Here is a 17,045-nt window from a genome sequence, read left to right on the forward strand (position 1 = left end):
CGGGCGCATCAGTATTGCCAGTTCAGGTTAAAGCCCACAGTCACCGAGTCAGTCTTGAAGCCGTCGGGTTTGGACAGGGGTTTGCCAGCAAACAGGTCATAACGGGTATTCAGCACGTTACCGCGAACACCAACGACGCTGCCTGCGAGATGGTGGCCTAGCAGATAAGGGTCACTGGGACCACTGACCTCGCCATAATCGACCCCGACATAGAGTTCATGCCCCGGCAGTGGCGTGTACCAGCCGAGATCATTGCGCACTGTCCAGCCGCGATCGGCATTCAGCGTGCGTTCGCCATCAAAGCCGCGCACTGACCAGCGGCCACCGATGGAGAACTGATCCTGTGGCGTCAGTGGCGTGTTGGTGCTTTGACGCTGATATTGCAGGTTGTAATGGAAATTTTGCGCCACAACGACAAAAGGAATATCCAACTGCGCATTCAGTCGCAGAATTTTGCTTAGGGCAGTGGCTTCGCCGATATACTCTTCTTGTGCTGGCATCGCACCAAACCAGCGAGTACCGCGTTGGTAACTGATACCTGCGTCCAGAGTGGCCTGCGAGATAAAGTGGCGATGTTCCAGCCCAACACGCCAGGCCGAGGTGCGCCGACGCTGCACTTCCACTTCGGTATCATTGATATAGTTTTTCGACGAGCGGGTCAGCACATCGTAGGTCAGGGTGGTTTTCTGGTTGGCATTGCGGTGCAACAGGCGGCTCAGTTGCAGCGACACATTTTCGCTTTCTCCACGATAGCCGTAATCGCCATTCAGGCCCGCAATGGTTTGGTGATAGTCATAGCTGCTGGCGGTCAACCCTGCGGTCCAGTAGCCGAAGGGTAGCGAGTAGTGGCCGGTCAGGTTATTGGTGCCTTTTTCGCCACGGCTTTTCAGTGAACCGCCAGCCGAGACATAAAACAGGTCACTTAGAGATAGCGGGTTATCCAGAAACAGTGTCGCGCCACCTTGATAGCGGCCGGTGCTGCGGGTGCCTGAGTCATCCAGCGAGGCGGCCAGTCGCCACATTTTGCTCTGTTTCCAGCTCAGGGCGATATCGGTCTCGCCGGGGGCATCTCCAGGGATCAGCTCCATGCTGGCTTGCACTGTCGGGATGCGTTGTAGATTCTCCAGCCCTTGCTCGATATCACGCAAATCCAACAGGTTACCGGGGCGGGCGGGGAAGGCGCTGAATAGCGTGACATGGTGGTCGCTGTCAGGTGTCAGTTCCACGTGGCGTATTTTGCCGGGCATCACTTGTAGCGCCAGTGTGCCGCTGTTCAAGTCCTGCTGCGGGGCCAGCACTCGGGTGGTGACATAGCCGTGATCGATTAGGCGGTTTTGCATTTGGCTCATCAGCAGGTTAATGCCTTTGCCCCCCAGACACTGCCCTTGCGCCTGATCGGCGAGTCGTTGCAGTGGCAACCAGCGAGGTAAGGGCTCGGTTCCACTGAGTGTGACGCGGTCAATCACAAAGCAGGGCTTCTCTACCGGGAAGGTGAGACGACCCAAAGAGGCTGCAGGTGCCGATAAACGCACATCTGGCGTTGAGGGGGCCAAACGCTCTTCCAGTGCCCTTTGCCGTTCCTGTTGGTGAATACTTTGCTGAATAGGGGCTAATTCCGCGCTATAACTGGCAAACGGAATAGTCAATGTTGGCGATAACACGCCAGCTATTAATATAAAATAACAGGAACGAGACACAATAAATGCCCTTCCCCAATATTTTGGGGTAGATAAATATAAAAAGATTTGTGCGCATTATGCCTGCAAAAACGTTATTTTCAATGTGTTTTCACAGATGAAATAAGCTAATGAGAACAGGCTCCCACAAAGGTAGGAAATATCCTACATAAAAGTTGTGGCCAGAAATATCTTATTAGATGACGGCTGCTAAATTAAGTCGTAAATAAATAGCGACTTAAATAAAATTTCCTTAGGAAATAGGCTGCTATATTTAAAATTGAAGAGAGAGTCCGATATTAACTGTTGCCAAAGTTTCAATTTTTGGACTATTGAGGAGATCCATTTTGGCTATGGTGCTGATGCTGTTCCTGATGGCGGCATAATTAAGCCCTGTCAGCGCAGTATTGCCTGTCTGTTTCATTTATCACTTAATATGACTCACTACCGTACCGGCCATCTTGAAATACATAGAGATTAATCGATTAACTGACTATACTTAATTTGTCTGTTTTTCCTTGGGCGGAGTTTACAGATGAAGAGTTTGCAGATGAAGAGTTTGCAGCTGAATGTTTTTCCATGTGTACCACCGCAGGTAGACCTGCTGACGGGGCGTTTTGATGCTGAAAATCTTCAGTATAAATCGACCTGTATTCGCGATCTGGTTGGCATATTTCGCGATGAATCTGCACGTCAGCTTTTGCCCGATTCTCTTGAGGTTTATCGGGTTGAAATATTGGTATCGCCACAGCAAGAGGGTGAACTCCTCGCGGGTACAACACATCTGATGCCAGGCAAAGTGGGGGATGAATTCTTCATGACGCGTGGCCATTTTCATCAGCGTCGTGAGCAGGCAGAGTTTTATTTTGGTCTGCGCGGTTGTGGCATTTTATTGCTGCAACCGGAAGCTGCCCCAGCTTATTCGGAGCTGGTCTTTGCTGGAAGCGTTCACCATATTCCTTCTTTTACTGCTCACCGTCTGGTCAATACCGGTAATGACATTCTCTCTGCATTAGCCGTATGGCCTGCCATGGCGGGCCATGATTATCAAGCCTTGCAGCCAGAGGGTTTCAGCTTACGTGTTTATGACCGCGAAGATGGCGTGTTTCTGGAGGCTGCCAATGTCTAGCTCATCTTTGCACGACTTCGGCTTGCCGCTGAGTATTCGCCGTCAACCCATGGGGTTTATTTATCATCAGGACGTGACTGGCCCCGTTCCCGAGATCCGCACGCTTGATCAAATTCGGCCTTCGCTGCGCAATCCACAGTGTCATGGCCCGGATCAGGTCTACGCAATAGCAATGGATGTAGCACGAGAAATTCACCATCAGGAGCTGCGAAAACGCATGTTGCTATTTGGTGTGGTGACTTATGCCTCAGGGCGTTTGGGGGATGAGCCGGTACGCAGCCAAGGGCATGTTCATCGTGTCAGCCAGCACAGCGGCTGGTCTCCGCCAGAACTGTACGAAATTTGGCAGGGGAAAGCGGTGATCTATATGCAGGAGTTTGTTGAGCAGGCACCAGGGCGGTGCTTTGCTATCCATGCTGAGCCGGGAGATAAAGTCTTGGTGCCTCCCGGTTGGGCTCACGCCACTATTTCCGCCAACCCCCATACACCACTGACTTTTGCCGCATGGTGTGACCGGGAGTATGGTTTTGAGTATGAAGCGGTTCGCCAGCGGAAGGGGTTAGCCTGGTATCCTTTGTTGCAGGGCGATCATATTACCTGGCAGCAGAATCCTCATTACTCCTCATCACGACTTTATGCGACGCATCCAAGGCAATACGTGGAGTTTGGTATCACGGATGAGCCACTGTATCGCCAGTTTGAGCAGGAACCCGCACGCTTTCAGTTTATTTCTGATCCCGGTAGCGCTGCGGATAAATGGGTCAATTTTGTGCCCTAGTGTCAGAAGAAAACAGTCATTATGGGCGACAATTCAGTCGCCCATTCGTACCACTCGTTAAGCTGAGCTATGAGCTAGCCAAACACGCCAAATGCGACCCCTAGTGCTGCCAGAATGAGCATGCTGATCATCGCTTTTACCGGCGATAAGCCACGTTTTGCCATAAAGTACCAAACGCCAGCCACGACCAATAACGGCATTAATTGAGGGAAAATCCCATCGAGCATCTGTTGGACATGGATGTTTACGCCATCTTTGGTGATGAACTCTAATTTAGTTTCCAGCTTAACGTAGCTGGCAGCGACGCCACCCATCACAAATACACCCAGCAGAGAAAGCGCCTCGCGAAGCTTGGCCGACTTACTGTTGACCAGCATTTCAACGGATCCCGATCCCATGCGATAACCCTTCATGAACAGCCAATAGGAGCCGCTGATCATAATGGCGTTAAAAGAGATGATGTAGAACAACGGCCCAATAATGCTGCCACCCGCAGCCAGTGCCATGCCAATACTGAGTAAAATGGGGATCAGCATCCCTGGGATCATCGAGTCGCCGATACCGGCAATTGGCCCCATCAGGCCAACTTTCAAGGTATTAATGGCCTCGCCATCGACAGGTTCGCCGTTAGCCTTTTTCTCCTCAAGCCCGACGGCCATGCCGTTGACGATGGCACCGATTTGCGGCTCAGTATTGTAGAAAGAAGCATGGCGGCGCATGGCTTCAGCACGTTGTTTGGGGTCGCTATACAGCTTTTTGATGGCGGGCATCATTCCAAGACAAAAACCGAAGGATGCCAGACGCTCAAAACTCATGGAGGAGAGGTTGTACATCATCCACGCACGCCAGCAGCGACGTAGATCTTTCTTATTGAGTGAAACGGGTGTGCTGTTCATCAGAATTCATCCTTGTCATCAGTTGGCGTCGGTGAAGCTGATGCACTGACCGGCTCCGGTTTGTAGTTATAGTGAATCAGTGAGAGCAGGGCACCCACGATAACCAGCGCCACCATGTTCAGATGCAAAAAGACGATGCAGATAAAACCGACCAAAAAGTAGATCCACAGCGTGTAGCTTTTGATGATCTGTTTCAGCAGGATAGCGATGCCCACTGCGGGCAAAATACCGCCCACTACGCTCATGGTCGAAATGATGACCGCAGGTAGGCTGTCCATAAAGGCGTTGATATATTGCGCGCCAAAAAATACCGCAATAAAAGTGGGAATGAATCTCAGTAAAAAGTTAGTGATTTGTGGGCCGATGGCGCTGTTGAAATAGACCCCGCGCTCGTCGCCTTTTTCCAGCGAGACATCCGCACGGTGATTCCAGTAGGAGTTCAATACCATCATCACATTAAACAGGATGGTACCTGCAATCCCGATGGTTGCCGCCAGCGCGACGGCGACCTCGGTGCCTTTGCCGGATAGAATACCTAAAGCAATGGCCGGAAAGGCAACAAAGTTGAGATCCGAAGGCATTGAACCTCCGGGAGTCACCATGGCGATATAAACCGCTTGCACAGCGACGCCGATAATAATACCTGTGGTGACATCACCCAGAATAAAACCGACTAACATGCCCGAAACCAAAGGGCGGGTGATGGTATACCAGCCTCCAGTCAGCCCCAGTAGCCAGGGGGTACTGAGTGCGCCGAGATAGCAGAGTATCCCGATCAGCGTTGCTTCAATCCACATACGTCGCCCCTCTTAGTTGAGTTTTTTTTGAGCATCTTGCCATGAGTAAAAGCTGCCATCCGGCACTAAGCGAAACTCAATCCGATACCCCAAATCACTGAGAAAATTAAAAGCAGCAATCTCTACTGCATTAACCGACTGATTGGGGCCAATCACTTGGGTATTGCTCCGCGAGCTCATGGGGCCAACATTAATTTTTTGGTTGAGATTAGTGAGATCGATACCGGCTTCGATAAGACGCTGTAAGGTCACGGGCGACTTACCGATCACGAAATAGCGCTTATCGCTGGCGATCACTTTGGGTAATTTGGTGATCGCCGTGGCGACATCGAACAACCACACTTTGGTGTCCGAAACCGCGCCCTTCATCACTGAAGAGAGCAGTGAGTCGGCGGCAACATCATCATCGATGGCGACAATGCCATCGCAGGGCAACTCTCTGGCCCAGCGCGTCACCAACTGCCCATGGATAACCCGATCGTCAATACGTACAAAGGATATGGTCATGATGACTCCTTAAAATTCTTCGTCTGGTGCAACCTGTGGGGGTTGGGCGTAGATCATGGACTCTGCCGCTTGTGTGACTAACGTTTTGGCCACGAAATGAACATCGTCACTATCAACAAAATCCATGCTCATCAGCAGCATGGGGAAGTTGACCCCGCAAATAACGGCGATGGGCTTTACTGAATCAGGAGAGAAAGCATGGCAGCAGGCGACGTTATAAGGTGTGCCGGACTGTAAATCGCACAGCACCAGAATGCCGTCGACATACTGATTTTGCCGTTCGATCTCTTGGGCAAACTCCCGCTTGAAGGACTCGATTCCCCCCTCATTGCGTAGACTGACAAAAGAGGTCTGCGCCAGCTCGCCGTAAACCATTTTTGCACTGTCGAGCAGTCCTTCGGCCAGTTTGCCGTGGGTCGCTAAAAGGATATGAATCATGATTAACCCCTTACCCATGCTTTTATGGTTGCCAGTGTTTGACCCTGAGCATTGACGGGGCGAATGCGGTATTTGCCCACGGCGGCCGGAATAATAAAGGTTTCAGCGTAATGCACGGTGAAGGGGGCAAAGTGGTTATCCGGGCTTTCGACAACGGCTTCATTGCCCTCAACCAGATTGAGCACATTTACGCGGCCCTCAGTGTCATGTTCCACTGTTTTACTGAACCAGTGGCGGCGGGTTTCGATAAATTCACGCTCATGCAATCCGGTGCGCTCTTCACGCCAGCCATCGCTGCTGTTCAAGGGTTCAAGCTGATTAATCAGATGTGACTGCGCCCATTCAGTATCACATTGCCAGTTAATGACTTGCTCGCCATGCTCGAGGTGAACGGGGCGCGGTAGCCCATCCAGACCGACACGGCCCCAATCCCATAATTTAAAAGTGAAAATATAGGGTGTAGCACTGATCTCCAGCACCATTGTACCTGACCCTGAACAGTGCACGGTTCCCGCTGGAATAAGAAAATGGTCATGTGCTTTGGCAGGGAATTGATTAATAAAACGCTTATCATCAAACTCTTTTTCGCCGCGCTGAGCGGCACGTAAATCCGCCAACATCGCTTGCGGTTCAATGCCGCTGCGAGTGCCGAGATAGACTTGTGCGCCAGGGTCGGCAGCGAGAATGTAATAGCTTTCATCTTGGGTGTAATGCATCCCGAAGTTTTGCTGGATGTATTCAGTCAGCGGGTGTACCTGACAGCTAAGATTCTGCCCGCCCATGGTGTCGAGAAGATCAAAACGAATCGGGAATTCAGTGCCAAAACGTGCGTAGACTTTTTCGCCCAGTAAAGGCTTAGGGTAGAGAAGGACCAAGTCCTGTGAGGGGATCTCAACCCGAATGTTGCCGAACCGCATTAGCAGGCTGTTTTCCTCGGGCACGCAATCAAAACACCATGCGTAGTTCGGGGCTTCCGGGTTGAGATCAAACTGGTGTTTCATCCATTGGCCGCCCCATACACCGGGGTCAAAAAAGGGCACAACACGAAACGGTTGAGTGGTGGCCTGTTGCAGCCCGGCATGAAAAGCAGCGCCGGTGACCAGTACAGGATGCTGCGACTGATTGGTATCGAGAATGAAATCGGCATTTTTCAGCAATGGTTTCTTATGGCGGTCAAATACACGCCATTCGATGAAAAAAGCACGCTTATAGCGACGCAGTACATCTTCATTGTTATTGTCGATACCCCAGTTACCCAGCTCGCCACGGCGAAAACGCTGCTGAATTTCCCAGCGAGCCAGATCGGCATAGACCAAAATATCACCTTGGGTGATGAGTGCGGCACCGGGACCAAACACCACAATCAATCCGTCAGCCGCACTAATTTCTGCCTGCAACGCGTTGATTTTATCCTCATGGAAGAACTCACTGAGTTGATGGCATGACATCACACCGAAAACACGATCGTCAGTGAGGTTACGCTTAATCAGCGCATGGACTTCAGTTTCTGCGCGCTTAGCCTGCGAGGCATCAATGACCAGTGAGGCAGGTAAATGTGCAATGAGCTGATGATGAAGCTCGCCAAGATCTACTCCTGGATAGCAATCGATCACCAGCACCGTTTTGGCCGATGAGCGGGTAGCGACGTTGTGCAAAAGCGTGTCTCGGATAGCCTCCCAACCTTGCCAAGCTGCATGGTCAAAGCCCTCAACCAAAATTTCTGGGGATTTATCATAATTTGTGAAACCAGATTGTGATGACATAGCCGGCGCTCCCTTTGGTGTTGTATTTTTAATCACTTCTGGCATTAAGATTAATCGATTAATCGTGGAAGGTGCTAGACTGATAAATGAGATTAACCTCAAGGAAGCCGATAAAATCGGCTTTATAGGTCCTCTATTGCGAGAGTGATCACGAAAATAACTCAATGAAGCTATATTTTAAGGTTAATCGATATACCTTAAAGGAAACAGCAACGGAGAACACCATGGCCACCATCACATTGGCGGACGTCGCGGTCTATGCTCAGGTTTCGACCGCAACGGTATCTTTAGTCCTACGCAACCAAGGGCGAATTTCTGAACCGACACGTAAGCGAGTGTTAGCCGCGCTCGAGCAACTGGGCTACGTTTATAACCAAACGGCAGCCAATCTGCGCAACCGCAGCAGTAATCAGGTCGGTTTGTTGCTACATGACATCACCAATCCTTTCTATGCCGAGATGACTGCGGGTTTAAGTGATGAGATGGAGAGCCATCAGATGATGTTGTTTCTGGCGAATACGGCAGAGTCTGCGGAGAGACAACAGCGTTTTGTCGATTCTTTGCTGCAAAATAGCGCCAGCGGCATGGTGATGTGCGCCGCGAAGCAAACGCCAGCGCTATTTTATGAGAGCCTTAAACGTCGACAAATTCCCGTGATCATGGCAGTGCGGCCACCCGCTGACAGCGGATTTGACTATGTTGGAACGGATAACTTTCTTGGTATTCAACTTGCGACCCAACATTTGCTGAATCAGGGGCATCGCAACATCGCCTTTATTGGCGGGCAAGAGGGGTCATCTACACGCGCGCAACGTTTGGGGGGTTATAGCAGCAAGCTATTGGAAAATCATATCCCAGTGCGCAGTGAATGGATTGTGAGCTGTGAAGCCACGCAAAGCTCTGGCGCACAGGCATGTAATGAGTTACTTGCCGCTTTCCCCGAGATCACCGCGGCGGTGTGCTATCAGGATATTGTGGCTTTAGGGGTAATGCTCGCTTTGCGGCAAAAAAATCGCGTCATCGGGCAAGATTTTGCACTCGTGGGTTTTGATGATATTTCGGAAGCGTCGCTGGTACAGCCCGCACTGACAACGGTTTCTGTCGCTGCCCGTGAAATAGGGCGTAAAGCGGGGGAGTTACTGTTTAGCCGCATTCAGGGGAATGATGAGCCGCCAAAACGCATTATATTACCCCCCTCGCTGGTGATCCGGGAGTCCTGCGGTGCGGCCAAGTATTAATGTGCGGTAAGGTATTCGTGGCTGGCAAGAGAACGAAGGTTATCAGCCTCTACTCTTCACCCAGCAGTGCCTTTTTGGCAGCAGCAAGAAACTCATCCGATATTTTATCCCCAGCGGTTGCACGGGCCAATGCTAAGGCACCAGACAACATAGCAAACTGTGCTAGTGCGTGTTGCCTGCGCTGTTCGTCGTCTGCTATATCGGAAAGAGACTCTAATCTCTCCAGCATGGATTTCACGCCGCAGAGATAGACTTCGCATACCGGATTTTCACTATTTTCACGCGCCACATCACTGGCTAATGCAGTGATGGTACAGCCATCTTCCATACGGTCACGGTGCTCAGGAGAGAGGTAAAGCTCCACTAGTGTGCGCAAATTATGGCGGTCAGGCTGACTGCTTATCTCTTCCCAGCGAACGCGGGAGTCGTCGATGGCTTTGCGGCTGGCAATAGCCGCCAGTTCATCTTTCGACGAAAAATGCCCATAAAATCCTCCGTGAGTCAAACCGACCGCAGCCATTAAGTCGTTCACGCTGACGCCATTTAAACCTCGAGCACGGAAGAGTTGCGAAGACGTCTGCACGATCGCTTCGTGATTGAGCGCCATCTGTTGCTTTGAGACCCGGGCCATCTATTTCTCCTTATTGAGCAGGCAGCATCATAAAGTATCTTATGCTAGCACATCAATAGATGTTGCCTCTCATCAATAACTGACTTTGCTTCCTCTTTTTCCGAGCCATATCCCAGACCCTGCCAAAGTTAGCTGTACCCAGGGCCAGTTCGGAGGCCCGAAGAGCGCTATTACGTCCAAAAGTGGTGCATTTCATCTTGATGACCCATTTAGGTGGCTATTAATGATTGATGACATCTATTGTATATTTACTAATCATCTATTTATGCAAGGGAGACGTATCAACTAAGATTCGAATAGATCTGAGTGATGGTGAAAGCGAGGCAGGTCAGGTCGGCGCGCTGTTTGCCATATAATCGCGCCGAGAAATTTTTGCTTAGCTGAGCGCACTGTCTTGACCCATGACAAGGCGGCCAGAGACTTAGCCACTTTATAATCAGGCCCGTTTTTCCTCACTGGTGTGAAGCATGGCTTATCAATTGAATCTTAACTGGCCCGAATTTTTAGAAAAATACTGGCAAAAACAACCTGTGGTATTAAAAAATGCATTTCCGAACTTCGTCGATCCTATTACCCCAGACGAACTGGCGGGCTTAGCGATGGAGGCGGAAGTGGATAGCCGTCTGGTCAGTCACACCCATGGTGAGTGGCAAGCGAGTAACGGGCCATTTGAGCATTTTGATCATCTGGGTGAGACAGGCTGGTCGCTGCTGGCGCAGGCTGTTAACCACTGGCACGCCCCCTCGGCTGAACTTGTGCGGCCATTTCGCGTGCTGCCGGATTGGCGTTTAGATGACCTGATGATCTCCTATTCGGTTCCAGGCGGTGGCGTCGGGCCACATATTGATCAGTATGATGTCTTTATCATTCAGGGTATGGGCAGCCGCCGTTGGCGGGTTGGCGATAAACTGCCCCTGAAACAGTTCTGCCCGCATCCGGCGCTGTTACACGTTGAGCCTTTCACGCCGATTATTGATGAAGACCTCGAACCAGGCGACATTTTATACATTCCACCGGGCTTCCCACACGACGGTTTCACCCACAAAACAGCGTTCAACTACTCCGTTGGCTTCCGTGGGCCAAACGGCAGAGACTTAATCAGTAGCTTCGCTGACTATGCGCTGGAGAATGATCTCGGTGGCGAGCACTACAGCGATCCTGATTTAACCTGCCGGGAGCATCCGGGAAAGGTTGAAGAGTATGAGCTTGACCGAGTGCGTAGCATGATGGTCAATATGATTAATCAGCCGGAAGATTTTAAACAGTGGTTTGGCCGCTTTGCCACGACACCACGCCATGAGCTGGATATCGCACCAGCCCAGCCGCCTTTCGAGCAGGATGAAGTTGTTGATGCGCTGATGGGGGGAGAAATCTTGACGCGCCTGAGTGGGCTACGGGTTCTGCAAGTTGGCGATAGCTTCTTCACCAATAGCGAACGGCTGGAGACGGTCGATCCTAAAGGCGCTGATGCGCTGTGCCGTTACACCAGTATTGGTCAGAAAGAGTTGGGCGGGGCGTTACAGAATCCCGCTTTCGTTGCTGAGTTAACCGAACTGATTAATCAGGGCTATTGGTTCTTTGACGAATAATTAGGCTGTTAAGCGCGGCTTCCGAGAGTCTATATCGTGACGTGATTCGGAAGCCGTACTTTGAATCCACCTTCGATTCCGAGAACATCAGCCTTCCGATGTCAATAATAACCAATTGATACTTGTTTTAATGTTAATTCAATCATGAGCTGATTATTGACTTCCTTTAGACCCTGCCTAGAGTAAATACTCCTCTTATAAAGAGATTGAGGTAAATATGTCATTTTCTAATAATGGTAATGTCATTTTTATAAAAAAAGACAGGCCAATATCTATCACTCCGAAAGAAAGCGCTATTTCTATGAAAGAGCCATTCTGCCACTACTGAGCTGTTCTTCTCAGGAGGAGCGTCATCAGTGCAAAGGTAAGCGTGTGGTTATTGATGCATTGTTACCTGAAAATCATGGATCTATCAGCTTATTCGAGCATGCGTATCCTGATGATATTAAGCAGTGAATGCTAGCTGACTAACTGGTTGTCAGATTTTAGCTCTGATGGTGAGCGTTAATGACGAATAAAGAGAATCACGTTAATCGTAGTGGGGGAGAGTAGAAGGAGACGTTGAGTCATCATTAATATGCGAATATCAGAAAATGAATAAAAGTCCCACTTATTCTACATGGGACTTATATTCATTTTTAGCGACTGATTTTATAGCAATCTACTGACTAAAAATCAGTTTTTAGCGGTTTGATCACCGGTGCTGGTGGTTTGGCCTTGGCTGATAGGGAAGGTGCCTTTATAGCTGTCATGGTCACCGATATTTGCCATTGAAACTGTTGGTGCCAAGATTGCTGCAATCAGGGTCAGTGCTGCGATAGTTGTTTTCATAATATATTCTCTTCGGTTTGTATAGATGAAAGCGGGTTGCTTTCGATAAGAGGAATGCTACGCCGATCACATTTTTTGGATATCGAAGAGAATTGCTTATGTTGGTCAAAAAAACTGTATAGCCCAATTAGGCCATTACATTGATACGTGGCAGAATATAAAAAAACAATTACAGCTGTTTCACCTGAGATGACAAAGATATAAATATGGATCGCTCCCGCTTACTCAAGTTCTTACTGCCTTATCTGTGGCCCAAGAATAACCCCAAACTTCGCTACTACCTGATTGCAGCCGTCATATTTATGGTGGTTTCTAAAGTCAGCACAACACTGGTACCACTTGCCTACAAGGCTATGATCGACACCTTAAGCAGTGAAAGTGCCAAAATGTTGGCTATCCCCATCGGCCTCATTATCGCCTACGGGATCGCGAGAATTAGTGCCTCTTTATTTGAAGAGCTGCGCAACGTGATGTTTATACACATCAGCCAGAATGCGACTCGACTACTTGGATTACGGGTATTTAAGCAGCTACATGAGTTAAGTTTGCGCTTTCATCTTGACCGACAAACCGGTGGCTTATCTTTGTCGATCGAGCGCGGAACACAAGCGGTTGCTACGGTACTCTCGCGTCTGCTGTTCTCCATATTCCCCATCTTATTTGAAATAACGCTGGTCTCTTTGATCATGTGGCATCTATTAGATGGCTGGTTTGCCGTCGCCATTTTGGTCACGGTCACCTGTTATATTCTGTTTACTGTGATGGCTGTCAGTTGGCGAACCCGCTTTCGGCGCGAACTCAATCAGGCTAATGCGGATGCCAACACTAAATCTATCGACAGTTTGCTCAATTACGAAACCGTAAAATATTTTGGAAATGAAGAGTTTGAAGCCCAGCGATTCAATACATCGCGGCAACTGTATGAACATGCGGCGATTAAAAATCAATTCAGTTTTACTGCATTAAGCCTCGGGCAGACGGCCATTATCTCAATAGGATTAGTTGTCATGATGGCGATGGCGGCGAAAGGTATTACCCAAGGCCGAATGACTATCGGTGATTTTGTTCTGGTCAATGCCTATCTCTTACAGTTATATCAGCCGCTAAATTTCTTTGGTTTTATTTATTCTGAAATTAGGCAGGCCTTGATTGATATGGAGAATATGCTCAATTTGTTGATGGTTGAGCAAGAGATTACCGATAAGCCCGATGCCACAACGTTGCAGTTGACCAAAGGTGAAGTGCGCTTTGATTCAGTCAGTTTTGGTTATGACCCACGCAGACCTATTTTGAATAACGTAAGTTTTACCATTCCCCCAGGTAAAACAGTGGCGGTGGTGGGCGCTTCTGGAGCGGGCAAGTCAACACTCTCTCGTTTGCTGTTCCGTTTTTACGATGTGACTGATGGCGCAGTGCTTATTGATGGGCAAGATATCCGGAATGTCACTCAGGCGAGTCTGCGTAAGGCGATTGGTATCGTGCCTCAGGATACCGTGCTATTTAATGACACGCTGCGCTATAACATTGCCTATGGCAGAACATCTGCCAGTTTTGAAGAGATAGAGCGGGCGGCAAAACTCGCACATATTCACAATTTTATCAGTAGCTTGCCAGATGGTTATGATACGCGAGTGGGCGAGCGTGGACTTAAATTATCCGGTGGAGAAAAACAACGAGTCGCGATTGCCCGTACTATTCTCAAAAATCCGGCCATATTGGTTTTTGACGAAGCCACCAGTGCATTAGATACCCATACTGAACGTGAAATTCAGGCTCATTTACGGGAGGTCAGCCGCGATCACACGACGTTGGTTATTGCCCACCGCTTATCGACCATCATTGATGCAGATGAAATTATTGTGCTGGAAGCAGGTTCGATAGTGGAGCGTGGACGTCATGAGGCGCTATTGCTGAAGAATGGCCGATACTCAGCCATGTGGCAAAATCAATATCATGAAGAAGAACAACTCGTGGAGTGATGAGCTGTTCTTCAATATTAATCAAAAGAGTGCATAAGGGTGACTGTGCACTCTTTACGCTGGTGTTGATTAATCTGCGGCACTAATTTTCTGAAATGTGTCGTTGCGCAATGTATATCCAGAGCTGCTTGATCTGGCCACTCTTCAATAAAAATAAAGTGGCCCGGATCTTTATGATCAATAAATAAATCGTAGGATATACAGAGGGGTTCAAGCTTTGTGCATGCAACCAACTCTTTATAGAGCGGCATGACATCATCAATGTGTTCCAGTTTTATAAAATCTTGGGCAATCACTTTTAGCATGAGTTTGCTCGCCTTAAGCTCCGGTAAAATAGGTGTAAGCGAATACCGCCAGCGCGAGTGCTATCATAATTAGGGTTGTTTTTCTCAGTTTCACGCTGTTCCCGTTATCGGTTGTTGGTATGAGTCGCAGCCCAAGAAGATAGCGGAAAATAAGTTAAAAAACATCGACTCGCTAAAAAATAGTCAGGTTCAGACGATTTTTAAAAAATTATAACGTCCGACGGCATGGCGTCTTTGGGGGACTCACCCGCTAAGTTTGATCTGCTTCACGGTTTTAATATAATTATTTGTGATAAATTTGACTGTGTGCTGGGTAGCGTGGAGGTGTAAAATGTCAGCACTTGAGAAACTTGTTTCCGTATATTGCCATACCAGTCTGGACTTTGTGGCATCCACGATTGCTTTTATGGAAAATCAAAAGAAGAAAATCAGGATTGATAAAATTGAAGCGAAGCTTTCGCCAGATGAACTCGATTTCTTCCGGGAAAGATTAGCTCACTACAGAGAGATTTATCGGCCTTTGTAGTCTATCAAACTTAAATAAGCCGCCGGAGTGCGGCTTATCTTATTATAAAGATACAGATTTTCTTTAACCTGCCTATTTTTTGTTCAAATAGCACGCAAATCAACTAAAGTTAATACAGGCAATGCACTGACTGTGGGGCCTGCTATGTACCATAAAATAGATGGCAGCGAATACCGACGTATCTTTGTTGTTGGTGATATTCATGGCTGCTATAAAAAACTGATGGATGCATTGGATCGCGTGCAGTTTGAGCGCTCTGTTGATTTACTCGTTTCTGTCGGGGATTTAGCGGATCGCGGTCCACAGAATATTGAGTGTTATGAGCTTATCAATGCTAATTGGTTTCGTGCTGCCCGTGGTAATCATGAGCAAATGGCGATTGATGTGCTGGCAGGTGGTGAGGCTGATTCCTGGATGGCGAATGGCGGACGTTGGTTCTTCTCACTGGATGACAGCAAAAAATCTCAGGTTGAACAGCTAATTAAACAGGCTGAGCAGTTACCTCTGGTGATCGAAATTACGACTGAGCACGGAAAATATGTTATTGCCCATGCTGATTATCCTTCAGATGAATATGTGTACGGTAAGGCCATCAATCAGCATCTAGTGGTGTGGAACCGTAAGCGCCTTAGTGCTGCTATGAAAGGGGAGAGCGAGGAAATTACGGGGGCGGATAAATTTATATTCGGCCATACACCATTGGTGAAACCATTGTTGTTTAAAAACCAGCTGTATATCGATACCGGTGCGGTATTTGGTAATAGGCTAACCGTGATTCAGATTCAATAAATAAGCAATATGATAGGATCGTCTGCGTAGGGGTAACTGACAGCCTCCACTTTGAGCAGAGGCTGTTCAGGTTATATCAATCAAAATGAGATAAATCGTGATGTGTATTTATTGAGTAATAATAGGCGCGATAACAGTACCGAAGCAGCAAATACAGATAATAGAAGTGTAAATCTCAGTGTGACATCCGATAAATTATATGCACTGGAAATAAAATAGAAAATCCCATCATGTAATATATAGACCCCGATCATTGAAGGGCTAATGTAGGCTAAGGTTTTCTTTATCCACTCATGTTTAGTATTAAAGTTATCAAATATGACAAATAAGCATAAACTCAGAATTAAAACGTGTAAGTTATCGAGGAAGTAGCCTGCATTCACTGTTTTGTACACATGTATCGACATAAAACTTTCATAATAATACATTGAAATAGCTGTCGGGATGAGCAGCACTTTAGCAATGAAACGTATTCTCGGTAATTTTGTCATTTTCTGGCATAGCCGAGAACACAAAAACCTACCGGTCATATAATAGAAGATCCAAGTCCACAGCCTGAAGTATTGTGGAAAGTCAATTAGGTATGGTCTCTCAGTAAACGCACTGATCAGGTCGATAGAAACAGAGAAAATAACCAAACATGAGAGGGTGATTATTGCGGTTCTATTGCTCTTTAAGACTTTAGAAATTATTGGATTAATAAGGTAAATAATGGCAATGCTAAATAAAAGCCAACTTTGCAGGAAATAGCCCCGCTTGAAACCATCCTCGTTGATAAAGTAGAAAAGGACGTTCCAGAAGATAATAATGGTTATTATAGATTTTAATTTTCTGAGGATATCTTGTTGATCTATCTCATCATTAGAGTCGATATAGCCAATAATCATGAAGAACAAGGGGGTGGCGATGATCGATAGAAAGTACAGAACACTCATCACTTCACCACCTAAAAAACACTGGTCAGTACAGGTTTTACTGGCGGAATAGAAGGTCACAGCAGAAAAGCAGCTTAAGGTTTTTAGAGCATGTAAACCGACGTTTCTCATAAAGTAGTTTAACTTACAATAAGGTTAAATGAGAAAGCAGCGTCATAGGGCATCTGGTTTGCATCGACCCTTTCCTATTCAGACTACTAATTTTTCTATATTTTTGCATACAATCTGAAAGCTGTCA

Annotated in this window: 17 protein-coding genes and 1 pseudogene; 7 read left to right on the forward strand and 11 right to left on the reverse strand. The window is 47.9% G+C overall.

Annotated features, from left to right (window positions below; genetic code table 11):
- Positions 1-8 precede the first annotated feature (8 nt).
- Complete coding sequence (locus ACZ76_RS14475; protein ID WP_048619550.1) at positions 9-1,697, reverse strand: ShlB/FhaC/HecB family hemolysin secretion/activation protein; 1,689 nt, start codon at positions 1,695-1,697, stop codon at positions 9-11.
- A gap of 544 nt (positions 1,698-2,241) precedes the next feature.
- Here ACZ76_RS14475 and ACZ76_RS14480 point away from each other — a divergent pair.
- Together ACZ76_RS14480 and ACZ76_RS14485 are read left to right on the forward strand one after the other, a co-directional pair.
- The gene (locus ACZ76_RS14480) at positions 2,242-2,805 is read left to right on the forward strand and encodes a glucose-6-phosphate isomerase family protein (RefSeq protein ID WP_145515865.1); all 564 of its coding nucleotides are present in this window, start codon (positions 2,242-2,244) and stop codon (positions 2,803-2,805) included.
- Positions 2,798-3,583, forward strand: a complete 786-nt coding sequence (locus ACZ76_RS14485; RefSeq protein WP_048619551.1) for a glucose-6-phosphate isomerase family protein — start codon at positions 2,798-2,800, stop codon at positions 3,581-3,583. Before ACZ76_RS14480 ends, ACZ76_RS14485 begins: the two co-directional genes overlap by 8 nt.
- A 74-nt stretch (positions 3,584-3,657) precedes the next feature.
- Here the strand turns inward: ACZ76_RS14485 and ACZ76_RS14490 are convergent, their stop codons facing one another.
- From ACZ76_RS14490 to ACZ76_RS14510, 5 genes are read right to left on the reverse strand one after another with little or no spacing between them, the layout of a single operon-like run.
- Positions 3,658-4,479: a PTS system mannose/fructose/sorbose family transporter subunit IID gene (locus ACZ76_RS14490; RefSeq protein ID WP_048619552.1), complete on the reverse strand. Its 822-nt coding sequence runs from the start codon at positions 4,477-4,479 to the stop codon at positions 3,658-3,660.
- Positions 4,479-5,276 carry a PTS mannose/fructose/sorbose/N-acetylgalactosamine transporter subunit IIC gene (locus ACZ76_RS14495; RefSeq protein ID WP_048619553.1) on the reverse strand — a complete coding sequence of 266 codons (798 nt, stop codon included), beginning with the start codon at positions 5,274-5,276 and terminating at the stop codon, positions 4,479-4,481. Before ACZ76_RS14495 ends, ACZ76_RS14490 begins: the two co-directional genes overlap by 1 nt.
- Positions 5,277-5,288: 12 nt before the next feature.
- Positions 5,289-5,783, reverse strand: a complete 495-nt coding sequence (locus ACZ76_RS14500; protein WP_048619554.1) for a PTS system mannose/fructose/N-acetylgalactosamine-transporter subunit IIB — start codon at positions 5,781-5,783, stop codon at positions 5,289-5,291.
- Positions 5,784-5,792: 9 nt separating this feature from the next.
- Positions 5,793-6,221 carry a PTS sugar transporter subunit IIA gene (locus ACZ76_RS14505; RefSeq protein WP_048619555.1) on the reverse strand — a complete coding sequence of 143 codons (429 nt, stop codon included), beginning with the start codon at positions 6,219-6,221 and terminating at the stop codon, positions 5,793-5,795.
- Between the two features lie 2 nt (positions 6,222-6,223).
- Positions 6,224-7,984, reverse strand: a complete 1,761-nt coding sequence (locus ACZ76_RS14510) for a class I mannose-6-phosphate isomerase (protein WP_048619556.1) — start codon at positions 7,982-7,984, stop codon at positions 6,224-6,226.
- Between the two features lie 224 nt (positions 7,985-8,208).
- Here ACZ76_RS14510 and ACZ76_RS14515 point away from each other — a divergent pair, with 224 nt between their 5' ends.
- On the forward strand, positions 8,209-9,222 hold the full coding sequence (locus tag ACZ76_RS14515; RefSeq protein WP_048619557.1) for a LacI family DNA-binding transcriptional regulator: 1,014 nt from the start codon (positions 8,209-8,211) through the stop codon (positions 9,220-9,222).
- A gap of 49 nt (positions 9,223-9,271) precedes the next feature.
- On the opposite strand, the gene ACZ76_RS14520 is transcribed toward ACZ76_RS14515, so the two are convergent.
- A complete protein-coding gene (locus ACZ76_RS14520) occupies positions 9,272-9,853 on the reverse strand; it encodes a TetR/AcrR family transcriptional regulator (RefSeq protein WP_048619558.1) in 582 nt (193 codons plus the stop codon).
- A 71-nt stretch (positions 9,854-9,924) separates the two neighbouring features.
- Positions 9,925-10,049 (reverse strand): annotated as a pseudogene (locus tag ACZ76_RS19715) (aldo/keto reductase); the annotation flags it as partial.
- A 271-nt stretch (positions 10,050-10,320) separates the two neighbouring features.
- Here ACZ76_RS19715 and ACZ76_RS14525 point away from each other — a divergent pair.
- Positions 10,321-11,442 (forward strand): ribosomal protein uL16 3-hydroxylase, encoded by a 1,122-nt coding sequence (locus ACZ76_RS14525; RefSeq protein WP_048619559.1) that lies wholly within the window; start codon positions 10,321-10,323, stop codon positions 11,440-11,442.
- A gap of 675 nt (positions 11,443-12,117) precedes the next feature.
- Here ACZ76_RS14525 and ACZ76_RS19415 read toward each other — a convergent pair.
- Entirely contained in the window at positions 12,118-12,273 is a 156-nt protein-coding gene (locus tag ACZ76_RS19415; RefSeq protein WP_167337193.1) for a hypothetical protein, read from the reverse strand.
- Between the two features lie 206 nt (positions 12,274-12,479).
- On the opposite strand from ACZ76_RS19415, the gene ACZ76_RS14530 reads away from it, so the two are divergent.
- Complete coding sequence (locus ACZ76_RS14530; protein ID WP_048619560.1) at positions 12,480-14,252, forward strand: ABCB family ABC transporter ATP-binding protein/permease; 1,773 nt, start codon at positions 12,480-12,482, stop codon at positions 14,250-14,252.
- A gap of 17 nt (positions 14,253-14,269) precedes the next feature.
- Here ACZ76_RS14530 and ACZ76_RS14535 read toward each other — a convergent pair whose 3' ends face one another.
- Positions 14,270-14,557, reverse strand: a complete 288-nt coding sequence (locus ACZ76_RS14535) for a putative quinol monooxygenase (protein WP_048619561.1) — start codon at positions 14,555-14,557, stop codon at positions 14,270-14,272.
- 331 nt (positions 14,558-14,888) lie between these two features.
- Here ACZ76_RS14535 and ACZ76_RS14540 point away from each other — a divergent pair, with 331 nt between their 5' ends.
- Complete coding sequence (locus tag ACZ76_RS14540) at positions 14,889-15,083, forward strand: glycogen synthase (RefSeq protein WP_048619562.1); 195 nt, start codon at positions 14,889-14,891, stop codon at positions 15,081-15,083.
- A gap of 144 nt (positions 15,084-15,227) precedes the next feature.
- Entirely contained in the window at positions 15,228-15,872 is a 645-nt protein-coding gene (locus ACZ76_RS14545) for a metallophosphoesterase (protein ID WP_048619564.1), read from the forward strand.
- Between the two features lie 80 nt (positions 15,873-15,952).
- On the opposite strand, the gene ACZ76_RS14550 is transcribed toward ACZ76_RS14545, so the two are convergent.
- Positions 15,953-16,918: an acyltransferase gene (locus tag ACZ76_RS14550; RefSeq protein WP_048619565.1), complete on the reverse strand. Its 966-nt coding sequence runs from the start codon at positions 16,916-16,918 to the stop codon at positions 15,953-15,955.
- Between the last annotated feature and the right edge of the window lie 127 nt (positions 16,919-17,045).

This window comes from Yersinia aleksiciae, from assembly GCF_001047675.1.
GTDB lineage: Bacteria > Pseudomonadota > Gammaproteobacteria > Enterobacterales > Enterobacteriaceae > Yersinia > Yersinia aleksiciae.

What these genes read in the sequence shown, in the direction of transcription:
- ACZ76_RS14540 (WP_048619562.1), top strand. Translation starts at nt 14,889, where the DNA reads ATGTCAGCACTTGAGAAACTTGTTTCCGTATATTGCCATACCAGTCTG.
- ACZ76_RS14500 (WP_048619554.1), bottom strand. Translation starts at nt 5,783, where the DNA reads ATGACCATATCCTTTGTACGTATTGACGATCGGGTTATCCATGGGCAG.
- ACZ76_RS14530 (WP_048619560.1), top strand. Translation starts at nt 12,480, where the DNA reads ATGGATCGCTCCCGCTTACTCAAGTTCTTACTGCCTTATCTGTGGCCC.
- ACZ76_RS14505 (WP_048619555.1), bottom strand. Translation starts at nt 6,221, where the DNA reads ATGATTCATATCCTTTTAGCGACCCACGGCAAACTGGCCGAAGGACTG.
- ACZ76_RS14545 (WP_048619564.1), top strand. Translation starts at nt 15,228, where the DNA reads ATGTACCATAAAATAGATGGCAGCGAATACCGACGTATCTTTGTTGTT.
- ACZ76_RS14515 (WP_048619557.1), top strand. Translation starts at nt 8,209, where the DNA reads ATGGCCACCATCACATTGGCGGACGTCGCGGTCTATGCTCAGGTTTCG.
- ACZ76_RS14550 (WP_048619565.1), bottom strand. Translation starts at nt 16,918, where the DNA reads ATGAGAAACGTCGGTTTACATGCTCTAAAAACCTTAAGCTGCTTTTCT.
- ACZ76_RS14520 (WP_048619558.1), bottom strand. Translation starts at nt 9,853, where the DNA reads ATGGCCCGGGTCTCAAAGCAACAGATGGCGCTCAATCACGAAGCGATC.
- ACZ76_RS19415 (WP_167337193.1), bottom strand. Translation starts at nt 12,273, where the DNA reads ATGAAAACAACTATCGCAGCACTGACCCTGATTGCAGCAATCTTGGCA.
- ACZ76_RS14525 (WP_048619559.1), top strand. Translation starts at nt 10,321, where the DNA reads ATGGCTTATCAATTGAATCTTAACTGGCCCGAATTTTTAGAAAAATAC.
- ACZ76_RS14490 (WP_048619552.1), bottom strand. Translation starts at nt 4,479, where the DNA reads ATGAACAGCACACCCGTTTCACTCAATAAGAAAGATCTACGTCGCTGC.
- ACZ76_RS14535 (WP_048619561.1), bottom strand. Translation starts at nt 14,557, where the DNA reads ATGCTAAAAGTGATTGCCCAAGATTTTATAAAACTGGAACACATTGAT.
- ACZ76_RS14510 (WP_048619556.1), bottom strand. Translation starts at nt 7,984, where the DNA reads ATGTCATCACAATCTGGTTTCACAAATTATGATAAATCCCCAGAAATT.
- ACZ76_RS14495 (WP_048619553.1), bottom strand. Translation starts at nt 5,276, where the DNA reads ATGTGGATTGAAGCAACGCTGATCGGGATACTCTGCTATCTCGGCGCA.
- ACZ76_RS14485 (WP_048619551.1), top strand. Translation starts at nt 2,798, where the DNA reads ATGTCTAGCTCATCTTTGCACGACTTCGGCTTGCCGCTGAGTATTCGC.